This window comes from Georgenia alba (genome assembly GCF_042665525.1).
Classification (GTDB): Bacteria; Actinomycetota; Actinomycetes; order Actinomycetales; family Actinomycetaceae; genus Allobogoriella; species Allobogoriella alba.
Genome location: NZ_JBHTCQ010000001.1, coordinates 1,102,368 through 1,125,941 on the forward strand (window position 1 = coordinate 1,102,368; position 23,574 = coordinate 1,125,941).

21 protein-coding genes are annotated in these 23,574 nt (G+C 73.1%); 11 read left to right on the forward strand and 10 right to left on the reverse strand.

Features of this window, described 5'->3' with window-relative positions; genetic code table 11:
* The first annotated feature begins 85 nt into the window (after nucleotides 1-85).
* Nucleotides 86-2,092: a S9 family peptidase gene (locus tag ACFQQL_RS05220; protein ID WP_382391949.1), complete on the forward strand. Its 2,007-nt coding sequence runs from the start codon at nucleotides 86-88 to the stop codon at nucleotides 2,090-2,092.
* 11 nt (nucleotides 2,093-2,103) lie between these two features.
* Here the strand turns inward: ACFQQL_RS05220 and ACFQQL_RS05225 are convergent, their stop codons facing one another.
* Together ACFQQL_RS05225 and ACFQQL_RS05230 are read right to left on the reverse strand one after the other, a co-directional pair.
* A complete protein-coding gene (locus tag ACFQQL_RS05225) occupies nucleotides 2,104-3,582 on the reverse strand; it encodes a multicopper oxidase family protein (protein WP_382391951.1) in 1,479 nt (492 codons plus the stop codon).
* A complete protein-coding gene (locus ACFQQL_RS05230; protein WP_382391953.1) occupies nucleotides 3,579-4,028 on the reverse strand; it encodes a hypothetical protein in 450 nt (149 codons plus the stop codon). Before ACFQQL_RS05230 ends, ACFQQL_RS05225 begins: the two co-directional genes overlap by 4 nt.
* Nucleotides 4,029-4,184: 156 nt before the next feature.
* Here ACFQQL_RS05230 and ACFQQL_RS05235 point away from each other — a divergent pair, with 156 nt between their 5' ends.
* The 3 genes from ACFQQL_RS05235 to ACFQQL_RS05245 all read left to right on the forward strand — a co-directional run bounded on the left by ACFQQL_RS05235 (nucleotide 4,185) and on the right by ACFQQL_RS05245 (nucleotide 6,690).
* The gene (locus tag ACFQQL_RS05235) at nucleotides 4,185-5,369 is read left to right on the forward strand and encodes a sensor histidine kinase (RefSeq protein WP_382391955.1); all 1,185 of its coding nucleotides are present in this window, start codon (nucleotides 4,185-4,187) and stop codon (nucleotides 5,367-5,369) included.
* Complete coding sequence (locus ACFQQL_RS05240) at nucleotides 5,366-6,022, forward strand: response regulator (RefSeq protein ID WP_382391957.1); 657 nt, start codon at nucleotides 5,366-5,368, stop codon at nucleotides 6,020-6,022. Before ACFQQL_RS05235 ends, ACFQQL_RS05240 begins: the two co-directional genes overlap by 4 nt.
* A 92-nt stretch (nucleotides 6,023-6,114) precedes the next feature.
* Nucleotides 6,115-6,690, forward strand: a complete 576-nt coding sequence (locus ACFQQL_RS05245) for a hypothetical protein (RefSeq protein ID WP_382391959.1) — start codon at nucleotides 6,115-6,117, stop codon at nucleotides 6,688-6,690.
* A gap of 15 nt (nucleotides 6,691-6,705) precedes the next feature.
* Here the strand turns inward: ACFQQL_RS05245 and ACFQQL_RS05250 are convergent, their stop codons facing one another.
* From ACFQQL_RS05250 to ACFQQL_RS05260, 3 genes are all read right to left on the reverse strand, one after another.
* Nucleotides 6,706-7,647 carry a DUF4031 domain-containing protein gene (locus ACFQQL_RS05250; protein ID WP_382391961.1) on the reverse strand — a complete coding sequence of 314 codons (942 nt, stop codon included), beginning with the start codon at nucleotides 7,645-7,647 and terminating at the stop codon, nucleotides 6,706-6,708.
* A 41-nt stretch (nucleotides 7,648-7,688) separates the two neighbouring features.
* Nucleotides 7,689-7,979 carry a WXG100 family type VII secretion target gene (locus ACFQQL_RS05255; RefSeq protein WP_382391963.1) on the reverse strand — a complete coding sequence of 97 codons (291 nt, stop codon included), beginning with the start codon at nucleotides 7,977-7,979 and terminating at the stop codon, nucleotides 7,689-7,691.
* 155 nt (nucleotides 7,980-8,134) lie between these two features.
* The gene (locus ACFQQL_RS05260) at nucleotides 8,135-9,511 is read right to left on the reverse strand and encodes an HD domain-containing protein (RefSeq protein ID WP_382391965.1); all 1,377 of its coding nucleotides are present in this window, start codon (nucleotides 9,509-9,511) and stop codon (nucleotides 8,135-8,137) included.
* Nucleotides 9,512-9,671: 160 nt separating this feature from the next.
* On the opposite strand from ACFQQL_RS05260, the gene ACFQQL_RS05265 reads away from it, so the two are divergent.
* From ACFQQL_RS05265 to ACFQQL_RS05280, 4 genes are all read left to right on the forward strand, one after another.
* Nucleotides 9,672-11,939 (forward strand): HAD-IB family hydrolase, encoded by a 2,268-nt coding sequence (locus ACFQQL_RS05265; protein ID WP_382391967.1) that lies wholly within the window; start codon nucleotides 9,672-9,674, stop codon nucleotides 11,937-11,939.
* Nucleotides 11,936-12,748: an SDR family NAD(P)-dependent oxidoreductase gene (locus tag ACFQQL_RS05270; protein WP_382391969.1), complete on the forward strand. Its 813-nt coding sequence runs from the start codon at nucleotides 11,936-11,938 to the stop codon at nucleotides 12,746-12,748. The genes ACFQQL_RS05265 and ACFQQL_RS05270 overlap by 4 nt, the downstream gene beginning before the upstream one ends.
* Entirely contained in the window at nucleotides 12,745-13,488 is a 744-nt protein-coding gene (locus tag ACFQQL_RS05275) for a lysophospholipid acyltransferase family protein (protein WP_382391971.1), read from the forward strand. Before ACFQQL_RS05270 ends, ACFQQL_RS05275 begins: the two co-directional genes overlap by 4 nt.
* A 91-nt stretch (nucleotides 13,489-13,579) precedes the next feature.
* Nucleotides 13,580-15,268: an FAD-binding oxidoreductase gene (locus ACFQQL_RS05280; RefSeq protein ID WP_382391973.1), complete on the forward strand. Its 1,689-nt coding sequence runs from the start codon at nucleotides 13,580-13,582 to the stop codon at nucleotides 15,266-15,268.
* Here the strand turns inward: ACFQQL_RS05280 and ACFQQL_RS05285 are convergent.
* Nucleotides 15,228-16,763, reverse strand: coding sequence for a sensor histidine kinase (locus ACFQQL_RS05285; RefSeq protein WP_382391975.1), 1,536 nt, complete (start codon nucleotides 16,761-16,763; stop codon nucleotides 15,228-15,230). The genes ACFQQL_RS05280 and ACFQQL_RS05285 overlap by 41 nt on opposite strands.
* The gene (locus tag ACFQQL_RS05290; protein WP_382391977.1) at nucleotides 16,760-17,518 is read right to left on the reverse strand and encodes a response regulator transcription factor; all 759 of its coding nucleotides are present in this window, start codon (nucleotides 17,516-17,518) and stop codon (nucleotides 16,760-16,762) included. The genes ACFQQL_RS05285 and ACFQQL_RS05290 overlap by 4 nt, the downstream gene beginning before the upstream one ends.
* Nucleotides 17,519-17,606: 88 nt before the next feature.
* On the opposite strand from ACFQQL_RS05290, the gene ACFQQL_RS05295 reads away from it, so the two are divergent.
* On the forward strand, nucleotides 17,607-18,614 hold the full coding sequence (locus ACFQQL_RS05295) for a zinc-binding dehydrogenase (protein ID WP_382391979.1): 1,008 nt from the start codon (nucleotides 17,607-17,609) through the stop codon (nucleotides 18,612-18,614).
* On the opposite strand, the gene ACFQQL_RS05300 is transcribed toward ACFQQL_RS05295, so the two are convergent.
* The gene (locus tag ACFQQL_RS05300) at nucleotides 18,609-19,598 is read right to left on the reverse strand and encodes an NAD(P)/FAD-dependent oxidoreductase (protein WP_382391981.1); all 990 of its coding nucleotides are present in this window, start codon (nucleotides 19,596-19,598) and stop codon (nucleotides 18,609-18,611) included. The two genes, ACFQQL_RS05295 and ACFQQL_RS05300, sit on opposite strands and share 6 nt — an antisense overlap.
* 81 nt (nucleotides 19,599-19,679) lie before the next feature.
* Here ACFQQL_RS05300 and ACFQQL_RS05305 point away from each other — a divergent pair, with 81 nt between their 5' ends.
* Complete coding sequence (locus ACFQQL_RS05305) at nucleotides 19,680-20,255, forward strand: helix-turn-helix domain-containing protein (RefSeq protein WP_382391983.1); 576 nt, start codon at nucleotides 19,680-19,682, stop codon at nucleotides 20,253-20,255.
* 11 nt (nucleotides 20,256-20,266) lie between these two features.
* Here ACFQQL_RS05305 and ACFQQL_RS05310 read toward each other — a convergent pair whose 3' ends face one another.
* Nucleotides 20,267-21,208 (reverse strand): NADP-dependent oxidoreductase, encoded by a 942-nt coding sequence (locus tag ACFQQL_RS05310; protein ID WP_382391985.1) that lies wholly within the window; start codon nucleotides 21,206-21,208, stop codon nucleotides 20,267-20,269.
* 27 nt (nucleotides 21,209-21,235) lie between these two features.
* Entirely contained in the window at nucleotides 21,236-21,847 is a 612-nt protein-coding gene (locus tag ACFQQL_RS05315) for a carboxymuconolactone decarboxylase family protein (protein WP_382391987.1), read from the reverse strand.
* A gap of 182 nt (nucleotides 21,848-22,029) precedes the next feature.
* Between ACFQQL_RS05315 and ACFQQL_RS05320 the strand changes: the two genes are divergently transcribed.
* Nucleotides 22,030-23,565 (forward strand): acyl-CoA synthetase, encoded by a 1,536-nt coding sequence (locus tag ACFQQL_RS05320; protein WP_382391989.1) that lies wholly within the window; start codon nucleotides 22,030-22,032, stop codon nucleotides 23,563-23,565.
* Nucleotides 23,566-23,574 lie beyond the last annotated feature (9 nt).

The window sequence follows — 23,574 nt, forward strand, 5'->3', positions numbered from 1 at the left end:
GACCGGACGCTCCACGGACGGCCGACGGAGGTTCGCCGGGCGGACATCTGCGCCGGGCCGACCGGCCGCGCTCTAGGTTGGTCCTGTGTCCGAGCTCTTCACCGACTTCACCGACATCGACGGCTTCGTCCGCATCCCCCGCCTCACCGCCGTGACCACCGGTCCCACCGGGCGTGTGGTCGCCGCGATCCAGGAGGCCGACGAGCACGGCTCGCGCTTCGTCTCCGCACTCTGGGAGCTCGACCCGACCGGCGGGGGTGACGCCCGCCGACTCACCTTCTCCGAGAAGGGGGAGAGCGGGCCGGTCCTCACCCGGGACGGGTCGTTGCTGTTCACCTCCGCACGGCCGGACCCGCAGGGCTCCGACGGCGAGGAGGACGTGTCCGCCATCTGGCGCCTGCCCGAGCGCGGCGAGGCGAGCGTCCTCGCCTCGACCCCGGGCGGGCTCGAGATCCTCGCGGTGGCCGACGACGGCGCCGTCCTCGCAGCCACCTCCGTGCTGCCCGGCGGCACCCTCGAGGACGACGCCGAGCGACGCAAGGAACGCAAGGACGCGAAGCGCACGGCCATCTGGCACACCGGCATGCCGATCCGGTTCTGGGACCGCGAGCTCGGCGACGTCAGCCCGCGCCTGGTCCTCGTCACGCCCGACGGCGAGGTCACCGACCTGATTCCCGACGCCGACACGGTCAACCTCCGCAACGCCGCCGCGGACATCTCGCCCGACGGCGGCACCGTCGCCACGACCTGGACCGTGCGCACCCGCGGGGCCGAGACCGCGACGTCGGTGCTCCTGGTCGACGTCGCCACGGGCGAGCGCACCACCTTCCTCGCGGCCACCGAGCACGAGCACTACGGCGCCCCGCGGTTCTCCCGCGACGGGAGCAGGATCGCGGTGACCCGCTCGACCGTCTCCAGCAACACCGACACGAGCTACGCGTTCCTCGAGATCCACCCCGTGGACGGCGGGGAGCCGACCCGCGTCGACGTCGGCGACGTCACCGTGGATGAGTACACCTGGAGCGACGACGGCACGCTCGTCGTCGCCGGCGACCTGCACTCCCGCGGCGCGATCCTCGCGGTCGACGGCGCGACCGGCGCGGTGCGCACCCTCGCCGACGACGCCGTCTACGTGAGCGTGGCGCCGACCGCGGACGGTTCCGCCGTCGTGGCGCTGCGCTCCGACGTCGCCACGCCGGCGCGGGCGGTCGTCGTGGCACGCGCGGGCGGTCAGGCGCGCGAGCTGGCCGCCCCGGGCGGCGTCGGCGAGCTGCCCGGCACCCTGGAGTGGGTCGAGACCGAGATCGACGGCGTGCGGGTCGGCGGTTGGCTGTGCCTCCCGGCGGGCGCGTCCACCGAGCGGCCCGCGCCGGTGATGCTGTGGATCCACGGCGGACCGCACGCGTCCTACAACGCGTGGAGCTGGCGATGGTGCCCGTGGCTTGCCGTCGCACGCGGGTACGCCGTCCTCATGCCGGACCCCGCGATGTCCACCGGGTACGGCCACGCCGGGCTCAACCGCGGCTGGCCGCGCCGTGCCGACGTCGTCTACCGCGAGTGCGAGACGCTTCTCGACCAGGTGCTGGGGTGCGCGGAGCTCGACGGCACGCGAACCGCGATGCTGGGTGCGTCGTTCGGCGGGTTCATGGCGAACTGGATCGCCGGTCACACGGACCGGTTCGACGCGATCGTCTCCCACGCCGGCCTGTGGGCCCTGGAGCAGCAGCACCGCACCACCGATGCGGCCGCGTCGAAGATGCGGGTGCACGGCCACGAGGACGACGAGCCCGACTGGTACCGGACCTACTCCCCGGACCGCGCCGTCGCCGACATCAGCACACCGGTGCTCCTGACGCACGGCAACCGGGACTACCGCGTGCCGGTCAGCGAGGGCATCCGGCTGTGGTGGGAGCTGGTCTCCCGCTGGCCCGGAGACCCGGCGGACCTACCGCACCGGTTCCTGCAGATGACGTCGGAGAACCACTGGGTCCTGACCCCGTCGAACCAGGTGACGTGGAACCGCACGGTCCTGGCGTTCTGCGACCAGCACGTGCTCGGGGGCGACCCGGTCCCGGACGTCCTGCCCTGGTGAGCGGGCCGCGGTCAGTGGCCGTGGTGGGCAGGCGGTGACCCGGCCTCCTGGCCCGGCTCGACCACGACGAACTGGCCCATCATCCCCTCGTCCTCGTGCAGCAGCATGTGGCAGTGATACATGTACGGCACGTCCGGGTCGGCGTAGTCCTCGAAGCGCATGACCAACCGGTAGGTGCGGTTCGGCTCCAGGTAGATGGTGTCCTTGCGGCCGGCCAGCTCCGGCGGAGGCTGGGCACCGTCGATCGAGGCGACCTCGAACTGCACGTCGTGCACGTGGAAGCTGTGCGGCACCGGGTGACGATTGCGGACCTCCCAGATCTCGGTCTCACCGACGGTGACCGTCTCGTCGATCCGGCTCATGTCCATCCGGCGGCCGTTGATCTCCCGGTCCTGCAGCTCGAACGTCCGGGTGACCGTCGCCGCCGCCTCGTCCGGACCGGTGTCGTGGTGCGCCCACCGCGGTTCCGGCGACGGAGCCAGCTCCGCCGCGGCACGCAGCTCGAGCACGTCGAACGCGTCGTTGCCGCCGAACGCGAACGGCGCCGCGACGCCGCCGAGGTCGGGGTCTGCCGAACGCAGCCGCACCGTCTCGCCGGGCCGCATCTCCACCACGATCTCCGCCCGTTCCCCCGGCGAGAGCCGCACGCCGTCCGTGCGTACCGGGCGCGCGAGGAGGCCGCCGTCCGTACCGACGAGGTCGAACGTCCGGTCCTCGAACCCGAAGGCATACGTCCGCGCGGTCGAGCCGTTCAGCAGCCGGAGCCGGACGCGCTCGGTGGTGACCGCGTGGTACGCGCCCACGGTGCCGTTGGCCATGACGAGGTCGCCGTGCAGGCCCACCGCGTTGCCGTCCGAGTCGAGGTCCAGCTCGCCGTCCTCATCGAGCGTCTTGTCCTGGACGATCACCGGGACGTCGTCCACGCCGTACTCGCTCGGCAGCGAGGCGGCGCGGGAGGCGTCGTCGTCGAGGAGGAACAGGCCGGCCAGGCCCCGGTAGACGTGCTCCTCGGTCTGCCCGTGCGGGTGCGGGTGGTACCAGAGCGTGGCGGCCGGCTGGTCGATCTCCCAGCTGGGCCGCCAGGTCGCGCCGGGCTCGACCGGCTGGTGCGGCCCGCCGTCCATCTCGGCCGGCAGGTGCATGCCGTGCCAGTGCACGCTCGTGGCCTCCGTGAGGCCGTTCGTGACCTCGACCGCCACCCGCTCACCGCGCTCGGCCCGCAACGTGGGGCCGAGGTAGCTCCCGTCGAATCCCCACGTGGTGGTCATGGTGCCGGGGAGGAAGGACGTCCTGCCCTGCTGCGCGGTGAGCTCGAAGACCCGGACGCCGTCCTCGACGCGGGACTCGGCGAGCGGCGGGACGGTCAGCTCGGCCGAGAAGTCCTGGTCACGGACCGGCGAGGTGCTCGGGATCGCGCCGCACGCGGCGGCCGCGACCGCCGTGACCGCGGCGAGGACCGCCGCACGCCGCGCACGGGCGGTCGTCCTCACGGGCGGGTTCCACGCAGCCGCTGCACCAGCAGCGCCAGGACACCCGCGACGGCGCCCCAGATCGCGTTCGTGGCCAGCATCGGCACGATGGCGACCGGCGTGGCGAGCGGGCCCTGCAGCGTGCCGGTCATCACGGGGGAGAGGACCGCGCTGAGCGCGATGCTGCAGGCCGCGTACGCCAGACCGGCCAGCGTCAGCGTCAGCACCGGCCGCGGGGCACGGCCGATCCCGACGACCGCGACCCACACGAGCGTGATGAGCATGGTCAGGCCGAGAGCGACCACCGGGGTGGGCAGGGCGTCGGCCACCCCGGTGATGCGCACCAGCGGGCGGGCGAGGGCCAGCGCGCCCAGGCCGATGACGAGCGACCAGCGCAGGTGCGGACCGGCCTGCCCGTGGAAGGCGGCAGGGTCGGGATGGGGGATCGGAGAGGGGTGGTGTGTCATGCTCAGAACGCTAGAAATCGGCGGCCTGGCGCCACATCGGCCCGCAGGCGTCTCCTGCCGCCGCGCGGGCTCGACATCGGGTGTCGCTTCCGGGCGACATCACCCTGACGCCTGCGGACGGTGTCTCGGGGTCGCCCCGATTCCTAGGCTGTCCCCGTGCCCACCGGACGGCAGCCCACCGCGCATCGCGACGACGTCGACCCACGCCTGGTCGACGGCGTGCTCGCGCTCGCGATGGCCGTTGCCGTCGCGGTGCTCGTCGCGGCCGACTTCGAGAGCTCGGGCCGGTCGGGACCGCTCGCGTACGCCTTCGCCGCCGGCTTCGGTGCACTCGTGCTGCTGCGGCGGGTCGCCCCGCGCACGATGCTGGTGCTCACCGTGCTCGGTGTCTTCGCGCACTACGCGCTCGGTCTCCCGGTGATCGGGATCGCGCTGCCCGCGGTCGCGGCCCTGTACTCGGCCGCCGAGCTGGGCAGGACCCGTTGGGCCGCCGGGGCCGGCGTCGTGCTGATCGGGGTCTCCGCGTACTTCCGGGTGGTCGAGGGCCAGCCCACCTCCTACCTGTACGGCTACGAGCTGCTGACCAACGTGGCGCTCGTGGCCGCGGCGGTGGCGCTCGGCGTCGCGGTGCGGCTCACGCGTGAGGCCCGCGAGCACGCCGAGCGCATCGCGGCGTTGACCGCGGCCGAGCAGGAGCGCGCGGCCGACCAGCGGCTCCAGGCCGAGCGTGTGCGGATCGCGCGGGACCTGCACGACGTCGTCGGGCACACCATGTCCGTGATCGCGGTCCACTCCGGCGTGGCGTCCGAGGCGGTCGGCCGGGACGACGACGCCGCCCGGGAGGCGCTGGACCGCGTCCGCGAGGCGACGTCGGCGACGATGCGTGACCTGCGGGCGACCGTGAAGGTGCTGCGCACGCCCGGCACCGAGGACGCGCCGCGCGGCACCTTGGGACTTCGGGACCTCGAGCCGCTGCTGTACCCGGCCGAGGCGGCCGGCCTGGAGGTCGACGTCGAGATCGACGTCCCGGACGGGAGCATCGACGCGGCCGTCGACGCGGCGGCGTACCGGATCGTGCAGGAGTCGCTGACCAACGTGCTCCGGCATGCCGGCGCCGGCCGTGCGTCGGTCCGGGCGGTGCTCGAGGGCGAGACGGTGCATCTGCGGGTCGAGGACGACGGCACCGGCTCGCGCGGTCAGGACCTCGGCGCCGCCGACGGACAGGGCATCGCCGGCATGCGGGAACGGGCCGCTCTGCTCGGCGGACGGCTCGAGGCGGGCGACCGGCCGGGCGGTGGCTTCGTGGTCACCGCCGCGCTACCCGCGAGACTGCTCCCATGATCCGCATCGTGCTCGTCGACGACCAGGAGCTGGTCCGCACCGGCCTGCGCACCCTGGCGGAGCGCGACGGCGACATCTCCGTGGTGGCGGAGGCTGGGACCGGGCGCTCGGGCTTGTCCCGGGTCCGCGAGCTTCGCCCGGACGTGGTGCTCATGGACATCCGGATGCCGGAGATGGACGGCCTGGAGGCGACGCGCGCGATCGTCGCCGATCCGGCGCTCACGGGCGTGCGGGTTCTCGTACTGACCACGTTCGACGAGGACGAGCACGTCTTCGAGGCGATCAGGTCAGGCGCTGCCGGCTATCTGCTCAAGGACATCTCCCCGGACGAGCTGCGCCACGCCATCCGTGTGGTGGCCGCCGGGGAGTCGCTGCTGAGCCCGCAGGTCACCGCACGGGTCATGCGGGCACTGGTCGCCGGGCCGCCGCGGCAGGATGCGCGCCGGCTCGAGGGCCTGACGGACCGCGAACGGGAGGTCCTCGAGCAGGTCGGCAGAGGGCTGACGAACGACGAGATCGCCCGCGAGCTCTATCTCAGCCCGGCGACGGCCCGCACGTACGTCTCCCGCCTGCTCGCCAAGCTCGACGCCCGGGACCGGGCGGCGTTGATCGTGCTGGCCTACGAGACCGGCCTGGTCCGGCCGGGAGCCTGAACGACCTGGCAGTCGGGAATGTCCCGCGCACTCTTGTCATATACCCCTTGGGGGTATTCAATACCCCCAAGGGGTATATGAGGGAGGGTGGCATGGACGACCGGACGGCGGTGCGGACGGACGCACGGGCGGACCTTCCCGCCCCGTGGCCAGGACGCAGGTTCGTGGTGCCGATCGGCATCGGGGTCGTGAGCGGTGGGGTGCTGATGCTCGGGGGCGTCTCGGCCGACTCGCCCGCGGTGCCGGTCGGTGTCGCGGTGCTCGCCTACCTAGCCGCGGGCGCCACGGGGATGCGGTGGATGGCGTGGGCCTGGGTGGTCATCGCCTCGCTGATCATGACCGTCACCACGGTGCTCGACGTCAGCTGGTGGCCGTGGTTCGCCGTCGCCGGTGCGCTGATCGCCCTGGTGGGCCTCCTGCGACGACCGCGCGCGACTGCTGCCCAGGTCGCTGCGATGCTGGGGTACTTCGGCGTCGCGGTCCTCGCGCTGTACCTGGAGCCCAGGATCGGTCTTGCGCTCGCAGGCCTGGCGCTGGCGGCCCACGCCGGGTGGGACTACGTCCACTACCGCAAGGACGTCGTGGTCCACCGCGTGCTCGCGGTGTGGTGCATGGGGCTCGACCTCACCGCCGGCCTCGCCTCGCTGGTGATCGCGGCCCTCGGCTGACGGTCGGCCGTCAGGTCAGCTTCCTCGCGGCGTCGTCCCCGCCTCGAGGTCGGCCAGCTCCGCCGCCATGTTGGCCCGGGCGGGGGCTTCCCACCGGGACCTGCCGGACGCCGTGCGGAACAGCTCCGTGTGCCCGAGCAGGCCCCGGAGCACCGTGGCGCGCCCGCTGCGGAAGTCGGCCTCGGGAACATGGCCGTACTCGGCGCGCACCGCTCGCGCGTACCTGCCGTAGCGGTGCGGGGAGGCGCCGAGGATGCCGAGGTCCGCATCGCACAGCACGGCTCCGGCGACGTCGTCCCGCTGCGGGTCGTGCCCGGCGGTGAGCCGGACCAGACGGGACACCTCGGCGGCGGTGCGTTCCTCGACGCCGACGGATGCCAACCGCTTCGCCGCCAGGTCCGCCGACCGGTCCTCGTCGTCCGGCCCGCCGTCGTACACGGCGTCGTGGAACCACGCCGCAAGACGCACCGACGGGGTGACCGGCTCGCCGTCGTCGCCGAGGTCGTCCAGCCGGGTGAGGACCTCCTCGAGATGGATGAGGTCGTGGTACCGGCGGTGGGGCTCGCTCCACCGGTCGAGGAGCTCCCCGCCCAGGTCGCGCCACGGGGCCTCGAGACCGTCGTCGACCACGACCCGCCCGAGATCCGCCCAGCGCCCGGCGAGGCGGCGGCGCAGCCGGCGGCCCCGCTCCCGACGGCGGTCGGCGCCCCGCACCCGCAGTCCGGACCGGCGCAGGCGGACCAGCAGCTCCTTCCCGCTCACCGGCGTGGCGCCTGCGGCCAGCAGCGCCTCGACGCGCTCGGCCGGCACGTCGTAGTGGTCGAGGTCGAAGGACCGGTCCGGCACCCCGTTCGTACGGGCGAAGTCGTGCAGCTCCTCCAGCGACACGTCCGAGACCAGGTGGGCCCAGACCGTCCCGTGGGCCTCCCACCGCGGTGGGTCGAGCAGGATGGCCATCCCGTGATGCTACGGCGGCGGGGCGCCCGACGGGCCGCGACTCAGACCGCGAACAGGCTCTGGGCGTTGGACTCGGCGTCCTCATAGGTCCGTGCCGCGGTGTCCAGGGCCAGGGTGATCTGCTCCAGCGCGGCCTCGACCGTGGTCTGCGTGGCGCGCCACTGGTCCGCGCAGGCGCCGAAGGCCTGGGACGCGGTCCCCGTCCACGACTGCTGCAGGGTGACCAGGTGCGCCATCATGTTGCTCACCTCGGTGCGGACGTTGGCCGTGGTCGCGCGGGTCTGCTGCGCGGCGATGACGATGTCGCCGCTGTCGACCGTGAACTGTGCCATCGTGAGCTCCTCCCATCCGCACCCCGGTGGTGCGGTCGGAGTCACGCTAGGAAGGGCGCCAGGCCCAGCGCTCCGGCCGCTCGCCGCCCTGTGGAGGAGGCGTCAGAAGAGTGCCCGTTGTGGACAGGCCCAGGGCCTAGAGGCCTGGCGCCGGACTAACGGTCGCGGCGGCCGTCCTTCCGCTTCTTCTTGCGCGGACGGTCCAGCAGGTCCGGCTCTCGCTCGATCCCGTGCTGCGGGGCGGCGGGCTGCTCACCCGTCGGGGGCTCGTCGAGGTCCGAGCGCTCCGGCCCGCGTGGTCCGTCCGGCCGGGTGACGGAGTCCGGGGTCGGCGCGCTCGCCGGGCTCGGCGGGGTCAGGGTGGACGCGCGGCTGACCGCGCGGGGCTCGTGCTCGTGCAGGGCCCGAGTGACGTCACGCCGCCGCGGGCGCTCCGCGCGGTCGCGGCCGGCGCGGCGGACGGCCTGCTCGACGAGGTCGCGAGAGGTCCGCGCCACGGCGGCCCGATCCTCCTCGTGCGACTCACCCCGTCCACGGGGGCTCAGGTCGGCGGGCAGGGACTCGAGCGAGGACTGCAGGACGCGGTCCTCGTCAGCCGGCGGGCCGGCGAAGGCGGTGCCGTCCGCTTCGGCGTCGGTGCCGGCGCCGGTCGGCCGCGGCTCTGCCGGTGCGGTTCGCGTCCGGGGGTCCTCCGGCCCAGGCCACGGCGCCCCGGCGGGAACCGCCGGACGGCCGACGGCCGCCTCGAAGACGTGCGGGCTCGGGTCATCCGGCGCCGGCGCGTCTGCGACCACGTCGTGCGCGGCCTCGGCCGCCGCCACGGTGCCCTCGGGCCCGGCCTCGCCGAGGCTCTCGAGCTCCTTACGGAGCCGGCCGAGCTCCGCGGTGAGGTTCTCTCGCGCGGCGTCCTCCCACTGCTGACCCATCGGCGAGACGAAGATGTTCCGCCGCGCGAGCAGCTTGGAGACGATGGCGGAGCGCGCCTCGACGTAGTGCCGAAGGGGGATGTGGGTGTACTCGGCCCGCACCGCCTTGCGGTACGCCTGGTACTTCTGCGGATCGGCGGCCAGGATGCCTAGGTCCGCGTCGGACAGGGCCAGGCAGTCGATGTCCTTGCTCTTGATCTCGTGCCGCTTGAGCCCCAGGATCAGCTCAGCGATCCGGTCCAGCGCCGGCTCCGGGACGCCGAGCGCCCCGAGCTCCTCGCGGGCCAGCGCCGCGGACGCCACCTCGTCCTCGCCCCCGCTGCGGGCGTACGTCTTCGTCGCGACGGAGCTGAACACGGCGCCGTGGTACCAGGCCGCCAGTCGCACCATGTCGGGGTTGTGCGTCTCCTCGGCGAGCTCGTCGACGCGGGCGAGCATGTCGATGAGGTGCTTGCAGTTGTGGAAGTGCCGGTCGGGCTCCTGCCAGCGTTCCAGGAGCCGGTGGCAGGTGCCTTCGATCTCGTCGCGGCTCGCGGTGGCCCCGACGGCGAGAGCGCTGCGGACGAACGCTGCGGGCAACCATTGGGGTACGTCGGTGACGCCCATGGTGACTCAGATCCTCGGGTGGGTGCTCTCTCGTTCGGTCGACCGATCGTAGAACAGCCCGCGACCCCCGCGCGCCCCGACGAGCATGAGTCCAGTCACAACCCCCGGCAGGCCCCGCCGAGGGCGGGAGGTGGCGCCCGAGGCCTGTAGCATGCGCGGGATGTCCACATCCTTGGAGAAGGCGCACGTGCTGCTCACGGGCGCGACCGGCTTCGTGGGCCAGGCCGTCCTCGAGAGGCTCCTCTCCTCCTATCCCGACACGCGGATCAGCGTGCTCGTGCGCCCGCGCGGCGAGATCGGCGCCGAGCAGCGCGTCGAGAAGCTCCTGCGCAAGCCGGTCTTCGGGCCCTGGCGGGAGCGGCTCGGCGAAGAGGCCGCCGCGCAGGCCGTCCAGGAGCGCGTGAGCGTCCTGTCCGGCGACCTGGGCGCGCTCCCGCCGCTGCCGCGGGACGTCGACGTCGTGATCCACTCGGCGTCCACCGTCTCCTTCGACCTGCCGATCGACGAGGCGTTCGCCGCCAACGTCGCCGGGCCCGCCTCCCTGTACGAGGCGCTCCTTGCGGCCGGTGCCGACCCCCACGTCGTGCACGTGTCGACCGCGTACGTCGCCGGCCTGCGCAAGGGGGTGGCCGAGGAGCGTTCGCTGGACCACACCATCGACCGCGACGTCGAGCTCGCGTCCGCGACCGCCGCCCGTCAGGTGGCGGAGAAGGACTCCCGCACGACCGAGGTGCTTCAGCCCCTGCTCGCCCGGGCCCGGGCCGAGCACCGGCGCGCCGGGCCGCAGGCCGTCGCGCAGGCCGCGGAGGCGCTGCGCGTCGAGTGGGTGAAGAACACCCTCGTCGAGCAGGGCCGCACGCGTGCGCTGTCCCTCGGCTGGCCGGACGTCTACACCTTCACCAAGGCGATGGGGGAGCGGGTCGCCGAGGACCTGTGGGCCGGGAACGGGCACCGGCTCTCGGTCGTGCGCCCGACGATCATCGAGTCGGCGCTGCGCCACCCCTACCCCGGCTGGATCGACGGCTTCAAGGTCGCCGACCCGCTCATCGCCGCCTATGGCCGCGGCCTCCTGCCCGAGTTCCCCGCCCTGGCCGACACGGTGCTGGACGTGATCCCCGTCGACTTCGTCGTCGGCGCCATCCTCGCCGCCGCGGCCGCACCTCCCGAGCCCGGTGGGTCGTCGTACTACCAGGTCAGCTCGGGCATCTCGAACCCGCTGCGGCTCGGCCCGCTCGTGCAGACCGTCCGCGAGTACTTCTCTGCGAACCCGCTCAAGGACGCCGACGGCTCCCATGTCGCTGTTCCGGCGTGGTCCTTCCCGCACCCCGGGGCCGTCGAGCGGGCGCTGCGGCGCCGGGAGATCGCCGTCGAGCTCGCGGACAAGGCGGTGAACCGGCTCCCCGCGAACGACCGCACCCGGGGCTGGCTCTCCACCCTGTACAAGGCGCGCAGGGACCTGAAGACCCTGCGGAAGTTCACCTCGCTGTACCAGCCGTACACGCAGACCGAGGTGATCTTCGACGACGCCCGGACCAGGGCCCTGCACCAGGCGCTCCCCGAGGAGCGGAAGGCGGAGCACGGGTTCGACGTCACGGAGATCGACTGGCGGCACTACCTCCAGTCGGTCCACATCCCTGGCGTGCCGGGGCTGATGAAGGACCGTTCGTCCACAGGCGAGCCGACCCCGACGTCGCGGTCCGCGCTGCCGCGCCGCGACGACGTCCTCGCAGTCTTCGACCTCCAGCGCACCGTCGCCGCAGCCACGCTCGTCGAGCAGTACCTGTGGGTCGAGCTGGCCGCCCGCCCGCCGTCGCGGTGGCCCGTCTCCTTCGCGAACCTCGTGGCCCTGGCGCCGCGCTACCTCCAGGCCGAGCGCCGCGACCGCGCCGACTTCATCCGGACCTTCATGCGGCGCTACGCCGGCGTCGACGAGGAGGAGCTGCGCGGCGTCATCGCCCGCAAGGTCACCCCGTCGCTGCGGCGCGACCTGCTCACCGAGGCCGTCGAGCAGATCCGCGCGCACCGCGAGGCCGGGCACCGCACCGTGCTGGTGACCGGAGAGATCGACGTCTTCGTCGAGCCGCTCGCCCCGATGTTCGACGAGATCGTCGCCGGGAAGATGGAGACCGACGACGACGGTCGGTGGACCGGGCACCTCGAGACCTCCCCGCTGGTCGGCGAGGCTCGTGCCGCCTGGCTGCGCCGCTACGCGCGGGAGCGCGGGATGGACCTGTCCGCGTCCTATGCTTACGGCGACAGCTACGCGGACCGGCCGTGGCTGGAGGTCGTCGGACACCCCAACGCCGTCAACCCCGACGCCAGCCTCTACCGGTACGCCCGAGCGCGGAGGTGGCCCGTCCACACCTGGACCCAGACCGCCGAGGGCCGGCTGAGCCCGGTGCTGCGCAGCATCAGGGGAGCGACGTGAGGGCACGAGCAGCGGGTGCGGAGACCGCGGTGAGCCTCCTGCGCGGCAGGGCGCTCGTCACCGGTGGTACCTCCGGCATCGGGCTCGCGTTCGCCCGCGCGCTCGCCTCCCGCGGCTGCGACCTCGTACTGGTGGCTCGGGACGAGGCGCGGCTGCGCAAGACGTCCGACCAGCTGCGCTGGCGGTACGGCGTCGCGGTGGAGACCCTGGTCGCCGATCTCTCCCGCCGTGAGGACGTCTCCGCCGTTGCCGAGCGTCTCATCGACCCCGACACGCCGGTCGAGATCCTCGTCAACAACGCCGGCAAGGGCGTCCATGTGCCCCTCCTGGCGGAGGACACCGGCGAGCTCGAGCACGCGAACGACCTGATGATCCGGGCCGTCCTGGTGCTCGGCGGGGCCGCCGGCCGGGCCATGAAGGACCGCGGCCACGGGGTGGTGATCAATGTCGCATCGGTGGCCAGCCTGATACCGATGGGGGCATACTCCGCCATCAAGGCGTGGGTACGGACGTACTCGGACTCGCTGGCCCTGGAGCTGGCAGGGACGGGGGTGCAGGTGACGACCCTGCTCCCCGGGTGGGTACGGACGGAGTTCCACGACCGGGCCGGGATCCGCACCGGTTCGATCCCCGACGCCCTGTGGCTCGACGCGGACCGGGTCGTCGAGGAATGCCTCGCGGACGTCGAGAACGGGAGGGTGCGTTCAGTGCCGTCGAAACGGTTCGCCACGCTCGCCTTCCTGGCCCAGCACGCCCCGCGGCCGCTCGTCCGGCGAGCCACCGCGATGATCAAGGGGGGACGCTCATGAACGCCTCGGGCACCGGCCGCTATCACGCCGGCTGGCACCGGGCGGTGCGCTACGTCGCGCAGCGTCTCCTGCTCCGGCCGGTCGTCAACACGGTCACCCGCACCACCGTCGAGGGCCTGGACAACCTCGAGGGCCTCACCCGACCGTTCGTCGTCGTCGCGAACCACTCCAGCCACCTCGACACCGCCGTGATGATCTCCTCGCTGCCGCGCGAGATCACCCGCAACCTCGCGGTCGGCGCCGCGGCGGACTACTTCTACGCGAAGTGGTGGACGAAGCTGGCCACCTCGGTCTTCTTCAACACCTACCCGATCCACCGGACTGCCGGCACCTCCCGCCGCCGCGGCCGGAAGGGACTCACGCAACGTCTGGTCTCCGAGGACGTGCCGGTGCTCATCTTCCCGGAGGGCACCCGCTCGCGCGACGGCGTCATGCGCGCCTTCAAGCCGGGGGCCGCCGCCATCTGCGTCTCCAAGAACGTGCCGTGCGTGCCGATCGCGCTGCTCGGCGCCTACGAGGCCATGCCGCCCGGCCGGAACTGGCCGGTGGAGGGGCGCCCGCGGGTACGGATGCTCGTCGGGCGTCCGATGCGTCCCCGGCCAGGGGAGAAGTCCCGCGAGTTCAACGACCGCGTCGCCGCCCGCGTGCGCACGATGCTCGACATGCAGACGCCGTACGTCGTCGCCGACTCCGCGGCGCCGCCCACCGAGACCCGCCAGGCCCGCGAGGAGGCCTCGTGAGCCGGAGTCCTCGCGCACGGAGGGCGGGGCCCGACCAGCACGAGGTGTGCCCGAGCGACGCACCGCAGGACTCAGGAGAAGGGGCTGCACAGTGACGGGTGTCCCGCACCAGAAGTGGTGGGGCTGGGGCGTCGAGGGGGTCGCGTTCAACCACCGCGACAAGCCCAAGATGGCGCCGTTCGTCCTCGAGCGCGTCGGCATCGACCTCGACGCGCCCGGCAGCCCGCCGCCGCGGTTCGAGGACGTCGACGTCCCCGCGTCGCGGCTGGGTGAGGACCTCGCCGCCACCCTCGGCTCCGCCGTCGGGGAGGACCACGTGTCCACCGACGACCTCGAGCGCGTCGTACACACCTACGGCAAGGGCCTGGTGGACCTGGTCCGCGTGCGCGCCGGCATGCTTCCCCGCGTGCCCGACGTCGTCGTCTACCCCGGCGACGAGGACGAGGTCCGGGCGGTCCTCGACGCGGTCGTGGCCGCGGACGCCGTGCTCATCCCGTTCGGCGGGGGCTCGAACATCGCCGGGTCGCTCACCCCGCCCCCCGAGGAGGAGCGCGTCGTCGTCTCCCTGGACCTCGGCCGGCTGAACCGCGTCCTGGAGATCGACGAGGCGGCCGGGCTGGCCCGGATCCAGGCGGGTGTCCAGGGGCCTGACATGGAGGAGCAGCTGCAGGCCCGTGGCTGGACGATGGGGCACCAGCCGGACAGCTTCCGCCACTCCACCCTCGGCGGCTGGATCGCCACGCGTTCCTCCGGCATGCAGTCGGACAAGTACGGCGACATCGCCGACATCACCCGCGGCCTGCGCATGGTCCAGCCGGGCAAGGTCGTCGTGCTGCGGCCGCTGCCGTCCACCTCCTCGGGGCCCAGCGTCCGGGAGATGATCCTCGGCTCCGAAGGACGCCTCGGGGTCATCACGGAAGCCTGGGTGCAGGTGCACCGGGTCCCGGAGAACCGCGACATCATCGCCTACCTGTACCCCTCCTGGGCGGCCGCCCTGGCCGCCATGCAGGAGATCTCCACCTCGGACGCAGCCCCGACGGTCACGCGCGTCTCGGACGCGAACGAGACGGCGTTCTCCTTCTCCACGCAGAAGGAGTCCCAGGGCGTCTCGCGGAAGGTCCAGACCGTCCTGTTCGACGTGCTCGAGCGGCGCGGCTGGGACCTGGACGCCGTCTGCCTGTCCTACGTGGGCTACGAGGGCGGTGCCGGGAAGGTCAAGGCCGAGAAGGCGATCGTCGGGAAGATCGTGCGCAAGCACGGCGGCATCAAGCTCGGCCGGGGGCCCGGCGCGCTGTACGACCAGAAGAAGTTCGACACCCCCTACATCCGCGACTTCCTGCTGGACATCGGCGGGCTGGCGGACGTCTCCGAGACGGCGACGCCGTGGTCGAAGCTGCTGGACATCTACAACGGCACCGTCCGGGCGGCCCACGAGGCGTTCGACGGGATCGGGGTGCGCGGCTTCATCATGTGCCACCTCTCGCACAGCTACCACTCCGGCGCGTGCCTGTACTTCACGTTCGCCTTCGCCCCGGGTGTGCAGGACCCCGAGCAGCAGATCGAGCGCTACTGGGTGGTCAAGCGGGCGATCCAGCAGACGTTCGTGGACATGGACGGGACGATCTCCCACCACCACGGCGTGGGCACGGACCACGCGCACTGGCTCGAGCAGGACATCTCTTCCGCCGGCACCGACATCATGGTCTCCCTGCTGCACGGCGTTGACCCGGGCCGCAACCTCAACCCGGGGAAGGTCCTGCCGGCGAACCGGGAGCGGTGAGCGGGCCGGAGACGGGCAGTGCCACCTGGACGGTCGCTCCGCCACCCGGTGTCTGCGTGACGCGCACGGCGCCGCCGTGCGCGCCGACGACGCTGGCCACGATGGCCAGGCCGAGGCCCGAGCCGCCCGAGACGCGGGCGCGGGAGGGGTCGGACCGGTAGAACCGCTCGAACACCCGGGCAGCGTCCCCCTCCGGGATCCCGGGGCCGTGGTCGCGTACCTCCAGCTGCGCCCACCCCGGGTCGATCATCCCGACGGCGAGCTCCAGCGGGCTGCCCGCCGGGGTGTGCCGCAGCACGTTCCCGGCGAGGTTCGCCACGATCTGCCGGACGCGGTCAGCGTCGGCCCGCACGACGACCGGCGTCCCGCTGTCGGGCCCGGCGCCGTCGAGGGTGACCACGGAGACGGCGCGATCGGGCGCCTGCGCGCGGGTGTCGGACGCCGCGTCCTCGGCGACGGTGCGCAGGTCGACGTCGGTGAGGTTCAGGGGTCTGCCCTCGTCCAGCCGGGCGAGCTGCAGCAGGTCCTCCACGAGGTTCCCCATCCGGGTGGCCTCCGCCTCGACGCGACCCAGGGCGCGGGGGACGTCGTCGGGCGGCACGCCGCCCATCCGGTACAGCTCGCCGTACCCGCGGATGGTCGACAGCGGCGTGCGCAGCTCGTGCGAGGCGTCCGAGACGAACCGGCGCATCCGTTCCTCGGAGGCGGCACGCGCGTCGAAGGACCGTTCGATCTGGGACAGCATCGTGTTGAGGGACCCTGCCAGGGAGCCCACCTCGGTCGACGGCGGGAGCGCGGGCACGCGCCGGGAGAGGTCGCCCGCCGCGATCGCGCCCGCCGTCGCCTCGATCTCGCGCAGCGGCCGCAGCGAGCGGCGCACCGCGCCCCAGGCCAGCAGCGCCCCGACGCCGACGATCACCACGGCGGACAGCAGCACCAGCCGCGTGGTCGCCTTCATGGTCTGCTCGACCCCGCTGAGGGGCAGCGCCACCGTCACGCCGCCCACCACGGGACCGCCGCGGACCTCGTTGAGAGGGAGGGTGACCGCGCGCCAGGCGGTGGGGCCGTCACCGGGCACGGTCTCCGGCCCGATCGGGCCGGTCGAGGCGAGCTGGTCGACGTCGACGTCCCCGACGACCGGCCGACCGGCCCGGGCGGCGGTCACGTCGCTGACGATCTCGTGCGCCGCCACGCCTTCGACCTGCACCCGGACGTAGTACTGCGACGGCAGCACGCTCGCGCCCGGTCGGCTGTCGGTCAGCTGGTCCACGGTGCGCTGGCCGAGCTCCTGGGCGGAGGCGGCGAGCTGGTCGTCGACCTGACGCACCAGGTTGGCCCGGAGCAGGGTCGTCGTGGCGGTCCCGGCGGCAGCGACGCCCACCAGCAGCAGCACCGTGATGATCGCGACGAGCCGGACGCTCAGCGGGACGGTGCGCCAGCGCGCGTGCAGGCGCGCGAGCGGGCCGGGCCGCCGCTCCGCCGTCGGGCTGGTCATCGTCCGGGCGGCCGCCGCAGGACGTAACCCACGCCGCGGCGGGTGTGCACCAGCGGCACCAGCTCCTCGGCCGCGGCACCGGTCAGGCCGAGGTGCTCGGCCGAGTCGATCTTGCGGCGGAGGTAGGAGATGTAGGACTCCACGATCGCCGGCTCGCCGGTGAAGTCGTAGTCCCACACGTGGTCGAGGATCTGCGCCTTCGAGACGACCCGCTCGGCGTTGATCATGAGGTAGCGCAGGAGCTTGAACTCGGTGGGGGAGAGGTCCACGGGCTGCCCCGCGCGGCGGACCTCGTGGGCGTCCTCGTCGAGCTCGAGGTCGGCGTAGGTGAGCGTGCCGTCGTCCTCGGCGGGGGGCCTGCTGCGGCGCAGCACGGCGCGGATCCGGGCGACGACCTCCTCGAGGCTGAACGGTTTGGTGACGTAGTCGTCGCCGCCCACCGTGAGGCCCTGGACCTTGTCGTTCATGTCGTCGCGGGCGGTGAGGAAGAGCACGGGGACGTCCGCCTGGTGTGCGCGCAGCCGCCGCAGCACCGTGAAGCCGTCCATGTCCGGCAGCATGATGTCCAGGACCACCAGGTCCGGCGGCGTCTCGGCCGCGGCCCGGAGCGCGGCGTTGCCGTCCTCGGCCGTGACCACCTCGAACCCGGCGAACTTCAGGGATGCGGAGAGCAGCTCGCGGATGGACGGTTCGTCGTCCACCACGAGCAGGCGGCCCTCCGCCGCGGTGGCAGTGGCGCGCGTGCTGGCGTTCATGCCTCCAGTGTCACGCCGCAGGCTGGAGGTTTCCTGGGAAGGTCCTGACGTCCGCTCGGGTCCGGACCACTGGATAGGGTCGTGCCTCATGCGTGCTGCTTCGCTGAGGGCGCCCGGCGTCGTCGAGGTCGACGACGCCCCCGAGCCCGCCGCCACCGCACCGGGTGAGGTCGTGGTGCGGATGCACCGCACGTCCATCTGCGGCTCGGACGTGCACGTGATCCTGCACGGGTTCCACGAGGACGGCTGCCTCGGCATGCCGGGCTATCCCGGCCACGAGGGCCTCGGCACTGTGGTGGAGTCCCGCTCGTCCTCCGTGCGGGAGGGCGAGCTGGTGCTCACCGTGCCCCGACCTGCCGAGGGCCGCTGCTTCGCCCAGTACCAGCTGGTCGCCGACACCCAGGTGGTCCCGGTGCCCGCCGGGGACGCGGAGGAGCGGCTGCTCATGGCGCAGCAGTACGGCACGACGCTGTACGCGATGCGCAGCTTCTGGCCCGACGGCGGAACGCTGCGTGAGCCGGGCACGGTGGCGATCGCCGGTGCGGGCTCAGCCGGCCTGTTCTTCGTCCAGCTGGCCCGCCGCGCCGGCTTCGAGCACATCCTCGTCTCCGACCTCGACCCACGCCGCCTCGAGGTGGCGGAGCGGCTCGGTGCGGCGACCACGGTGCACGCACCGTCCGGGTCGCTGACGGACGCCGTCATGGACGTCACCCGTGGTGAGGGCGCGGACCTCGTCATCGAAGCGGCCGGCTACGACCTCACCCGCGCCCAGGCGGTCGCCGCGGTGGCGACGCGTGGCACGATCGGCCTCTTCGGGTTTCCCGAACGACGCGGTGACGCACCCTTCCCGATGTACGCGGCGTTCCGCAAGGTCGCGCGGATCCAGTGGGCCGGCAGCACCCAGTCCGAGCCCGGCCTCGTCGCGTTCCGTGACGCGGTGCGGCACATCCACGACGGCGAGATCGACGTCGAGCACTGCCTGGGCGACCTGCGCGGGCTCGACGACCTCCCGGAGGCCGTCGAGGTGGCGTCCGAGCCCGGCCGCGGGCCGGTCAAGCTCGTCATCGACCCGTGGAACGGGGCCGGGCCGTCATAGCGAGACCGTGGCCGCCACTGCGCCGCCAGGCGCCGTCGTCGCCCGGACCGCCGCCGCGGTCTCCTCGGCCACCAGGTCCGCGTTGATGACGGCGCCGGCCATCGCACCGGCCGCGGCGGACGCGCCGACCTGCGCGGAGAGGTCCGTGACGTTGCCGGCCACCCACACCCCGGGCACCTCCGTGCGGCCCGTGGGGTCGGCCGGGACGTGCACCCCGACGCCGGACGGGTGGGGCACCGGCGCGAGCCCGAGCTGGTCCAGGAACTCGGCGCGCGCCACCATCCCGGTCCCGACCGCGACGACCTCACGCGGGACCACTGTCCCGTCGGCGAGCCGTACCCCCGTGATGCGGTCCCCGGTGACCTCGAGCGACTCGACCGCCCCGTCGACGACCCGGATCCCACGAGCCGCCAGCTCCTCGGCCTGGTGGTCCTCCAGCTGCGGAGACAGGTGGCGGAAGTACACGACGTCGTCGCTCAACTGGCGGAAGAGCTGTGCGGCGTGCAGCGACATCGGCCCGGTGGCGAGCACTCCGATCGGGCGGTCGCGCACCTCCCAGCCGTGGCAGTACGGGCAGTGCACGACGTCGCGACCCCACCGCTCCCGCAGCCCGTCGATGGCCGGCAGGTCGTCGACCAGCCCGGTCGTGACGAGCAGCCGCCGGGCGTGGACGGTCCGCAGGCCGGCGACGGTGACCGCGAAGCCGTCGACCTCGCGGGTCACGGCCGTAACGGTGCCGGTGAGCACGTGTCCGCCGTAGCGGCGCACCTCGGCCCGACCGGTGGCGAGCAGCTCGGCCGGCGGGACGCCGTCGTGGCCGAGCATGCCGTGCACTGCCGCGGCCGAGGCATTGCGCGGCTCTCCCGCGTCGATCACCACCACGGCCCGGCGGCTCCGCGCCAGCATCAGCGCCCCGTTCAGGCCGGCGGCACCACCACCGACCACCACCACGTCATACCTGTCCTGCAGCGCGTCGTTCGTCATGTGTCTCGCACCTCCGAGAGGAGAATGCTTCTCAACAGGGCGTCATCGCAAGTAGTGTTGCGGAAGTGGCAAACTGGTCGCATGTCGGACCTGGAACAGGCACTCTCCGCCGTCGGCCCGCGGCTGCGCGCCCTGCGGCAGGATCGCGGCACGACCCTGGCGGCCCTGTCACAGGAGACGGGAATCTCCGTCAGCACGCTCTCCCGGCTGGAGTCAGGTGCCCGGCGCCCGAGCCTGGAGCTGCTCCTGCCGATCGCCCGCGCGCATCGCGTCTCCCTCGACGACCTGGTCGACGCACCACCCGTCGGCGACCCGCGAGTGGACCTGCGCCCGGTGACCCGGCACGGGGTGGTCCACGTCCCGCTCTCGCGCCGGTCCGAGGGCATCCAGGCCTACAAGCTGATCATCCCGCCGCGTCCGGGGCCCGCGGAGCCGCAGGCCCACGAGGGTTACGAGTGGTTCTACGTGCTCGACGGCCGTCTCCGGCTCGTGCTGGCCGACCGGGATCTGGTGCTCGAGCCCGGCGAGGCGGCCGAGTTCGACACCCGGGTGCCGCACTGGTTCGGTCCCGCCGACGGCGAACCCGTCGAGCTCCTCAGCCTGTTCGGCCGGCAGGGCGAGCGCGCCCATCTGCGTGCCCGCCCACGTGGACGTTAGGCGGCCGGACGCTAGAACGTCAGCACCGGCCGCCCGCGCAGGCCGCCGGCCTCCAGCAGTCGGTGCGCCTCGGCGGCCTGCGCGGCCGGGAAGGTGCGTGCGACCCGCGGCGTGAGGCGGCCGTCCTCGACCAGCCCGGTCAGCTCCCGCAGCAGGTCGGCGCGGTGCACGTAGTCGCCGACCATCACCGGATGGACCGTGACGCCCCGCCCGACGTCCTCGTGCCAGCCGCGCACCGAGACGAAGCCGCCGCCGTCGCGCACGGCCGGGACCAGCTCCGCATGGAGCAGCGCGGCGTCGACGGCACCGTCCACGCCCTCCGGCACCACCGCCCGCACCCGAGCCGCGACGTCCGGACCGGCCGGGACGAAGTCGTGCGGAGCCAGGCTGCTGAGCAGCTCCCGGTCGTGCTCCCGGGCGATCGCGATCGTCCGCAGCCCGCGGAGGGCGGCGAGCTGCAGCAGGTAGCCGCCGAGCGCCCCGGCCGCGCCGCTGACCGCCAGCACGCCGCCGTCCGGCAGGTCGAGGAGGTCGAGCGCGCGCAGCGCGGTCAGGCCGTTCATCGGCACCGTCGCGGCGTGCACCAGGTCTGTCCCGGCGGGTGCCGGCGCCACCTGGTCGGCGTCGACGACGAGCTTCTCCACGTACGCTCCGCCCTCCGGGCGGAAGGGCGGGACGACGGCGATGACGGCGTCGCCGACCGTCAGATCCGCAACGCCCCGCGTCACGTCCGCCGCCACCTCGTCCAGCACGCCGGCGGCGTCCCACCCGGGGATCACCGGAGCGGCGTCGACCCCCGGCCGCAGACCGGCACGTGTGGCCACGTCCGACGGGTTGACGGTCGCGGCGGCAACGTGCAGCCGCACCTGCCCGGGCCCGGCGTGCGGCTCGGGGAGCTCCAGCACCTCGAGCGCCTCGGGCCCACCGAACTCTCGTACTCCGACGGCGCGCACGCGGTGACGGTACCGCGGTGCGTGTACCTAGGTCCGCGGTGCTTCCGCCACGTGGCGCCCGTGACCGGGCAGCGGCGCCGCCAGCAGCGCGTCCCGCAGCTCCGCCGGCAGGTCCGGGGGCTCGTCGACCGGCACCGCGAGGCCGTGCAACGTCCTCGCGTAGTAGTTCCGCAACGACGCGGCGAGGACGACGTCGACGATCTGCCGGTCCGTCAGGCCGGCATCGCGCAGCCGTGCGCTGTCCGAATCGGTGATCGACGCGGAGTCGCGGCTGACCTGCACGGCCAGGTCCATGGCGGCGACCTCCGCATCGCTCAACCCGGCCTCGTGGTAGTCCTGCACGATCCGGGCGAGCTGGTCGTCTCCGAACAGCGAGCGAGCCCGGCGACCGTGTGCGAGCAGGCACGACCCGGACCCGACCGCCTTGGCCACTGCGAGCGTGACCAGCTCGTACAGGCGCAGCCCCAGGCTGGGCAGGATCGCCCCGACGATCGCCTCGAACGCCCGCAGTGCCTCCGGGTTCACCGCCATCACGCGGGTGTGGATCGGCACGTAGCCCAGGTTCTCGAGGTCCTCCGCGTAGATCGCGGCGACCTCGTCGCTCGCGTCCTCGGGGTCCGCCGTCCGGATGATCGTCATGGCCGCTCCACCTCTCCGTGGCCCCCCGCGCCACCATGGTGACGCAGGCCGGGGAGGTGCGGAAGGCTTTCGGATCCCGCTGCCGCGGTCGCTGACGATGGCAACCGTTGACATCTATAACGAATCGTCGTCACCATGCATCCGGCGTCGCCGTCGCGACGACCTCGACGTGGAGGACGTGGATGCACAACCAGGGAATCGGGTCCTGGCCGCACCGTCGGCGTATGAAGTCCGCCGACCGGACCGTGCTGGTCAGCGCAGAGAGGCGGCTGAGCTACGCCGAGCTCGCCGACCGGGTGGATCGGCTCGCCGACGCGCTCGCGGAACGCGGCGTGCGTCGTGGCGACCGCGTCGCCTACCTGGGCGAGAACGACCCCGCCTTCCTCGAGACGCTGTTCGCGTGCGGCTGCCTCGGCGCGGTGTTCGTCCCGCTCAACACCCGCTGGGCGGTGCCGGAGATCAGCTACGGCCTGTCCGACTCCGGCAGCCGGACGCTCGTGGTGGCCGAGAACCTCGCCGATGCCGGAACCCGTGGTGCCGACGGGACCGAGGTGTCCGACGTCGTCGTCGTGCGGGCGACGCCGGACGGCGACCTCCCCGCCGGGACGACGAGCTACGAGGAGGTGCTGGCCGCGGGCCGTCCGGTGCACCGGGACGAGCCGGTGGCGCTGGAGGACCCGGCCATCATCCTCTACACCTCGGGCACCACCGGGCGCCCGAAGGGTGCCGTACTCACCCACGGGAACCTCACTTGGAACGCGGTGAACGTCGTCATCGACTACGACGTGCACGCCGACGAGGTCGCGTTGATGATCTCGCCGATGTTCCACGTCGCCGCCCTCGGCCAGGGCGTGCTGCCCACCATCCTCAAGGGCGGCACCCTCGTGCTGGAGGCGAAGTTCGACCCCGGCCGCGTCCTGGAGCTCGTCGAGCGGCACCGCATCTCCTACCTCAGCGGCGTCCCGACCACGTACCAGATGCTCGCCGAGCACCCGGCCTGGGACAGCACCGACATCAGCTCGCTCCAGCGCCTCACCTGCGGCGGATCGACGGTGCCGCTGCGAGTGCTGGAGGCCTACGAGGCGCGCGGACTGTCCTTCTCCCAGGGCTATGGGATGACCGAGACCTCGCCCGGCGCCACCGGACTCATGGCCACCCACACCCGCAGCAAGATGGGCTCGGTCGGCCTTCCGCAGTTCTTCACCGACGTCCGCGTCAGCCGCCCCGACGGCACCCCCGCCGGGCCGGGTGAGGTCGGCGAGATCCAGATCTCCGGGCCGAACGTCATCCGGGAGTACTGGCACAAGCCCGAGGCCTCGGCGGAGGCGCGCACGCAGGACGGCTGGTTCCGCTCCGGCGACCTCGGCCACCTCGACGAGGAGGGCTTCCTCTACGTCTCGGACCGGCTCAAGGACATGATCATCTCCGGCGGGGAGAACATCTACCCCGCCGAGGTGGAGCAGGTCATCGCCGAGCTGGAGGCGGTGGGCAGCGTCGCCGTCATCGGCCAGCCGGACGAGAAGTGGGGCGAGGTGCCGGTCGCCGTCGTCACGGTGCGCGAGGGATACTCCCTGAGCGCCGAGGACGTGATTGGCCAGGTGGACGGCCGGCTGGCCCGGTACAAGATCCCCAAGCGCGTGATCTTCGTCGACGACATGCCCCGCACCGCCAGCGGCAAGATCCGCAAGACCGACCTGCGGCAGCGCCACACCACCTGAGCGCCGCGA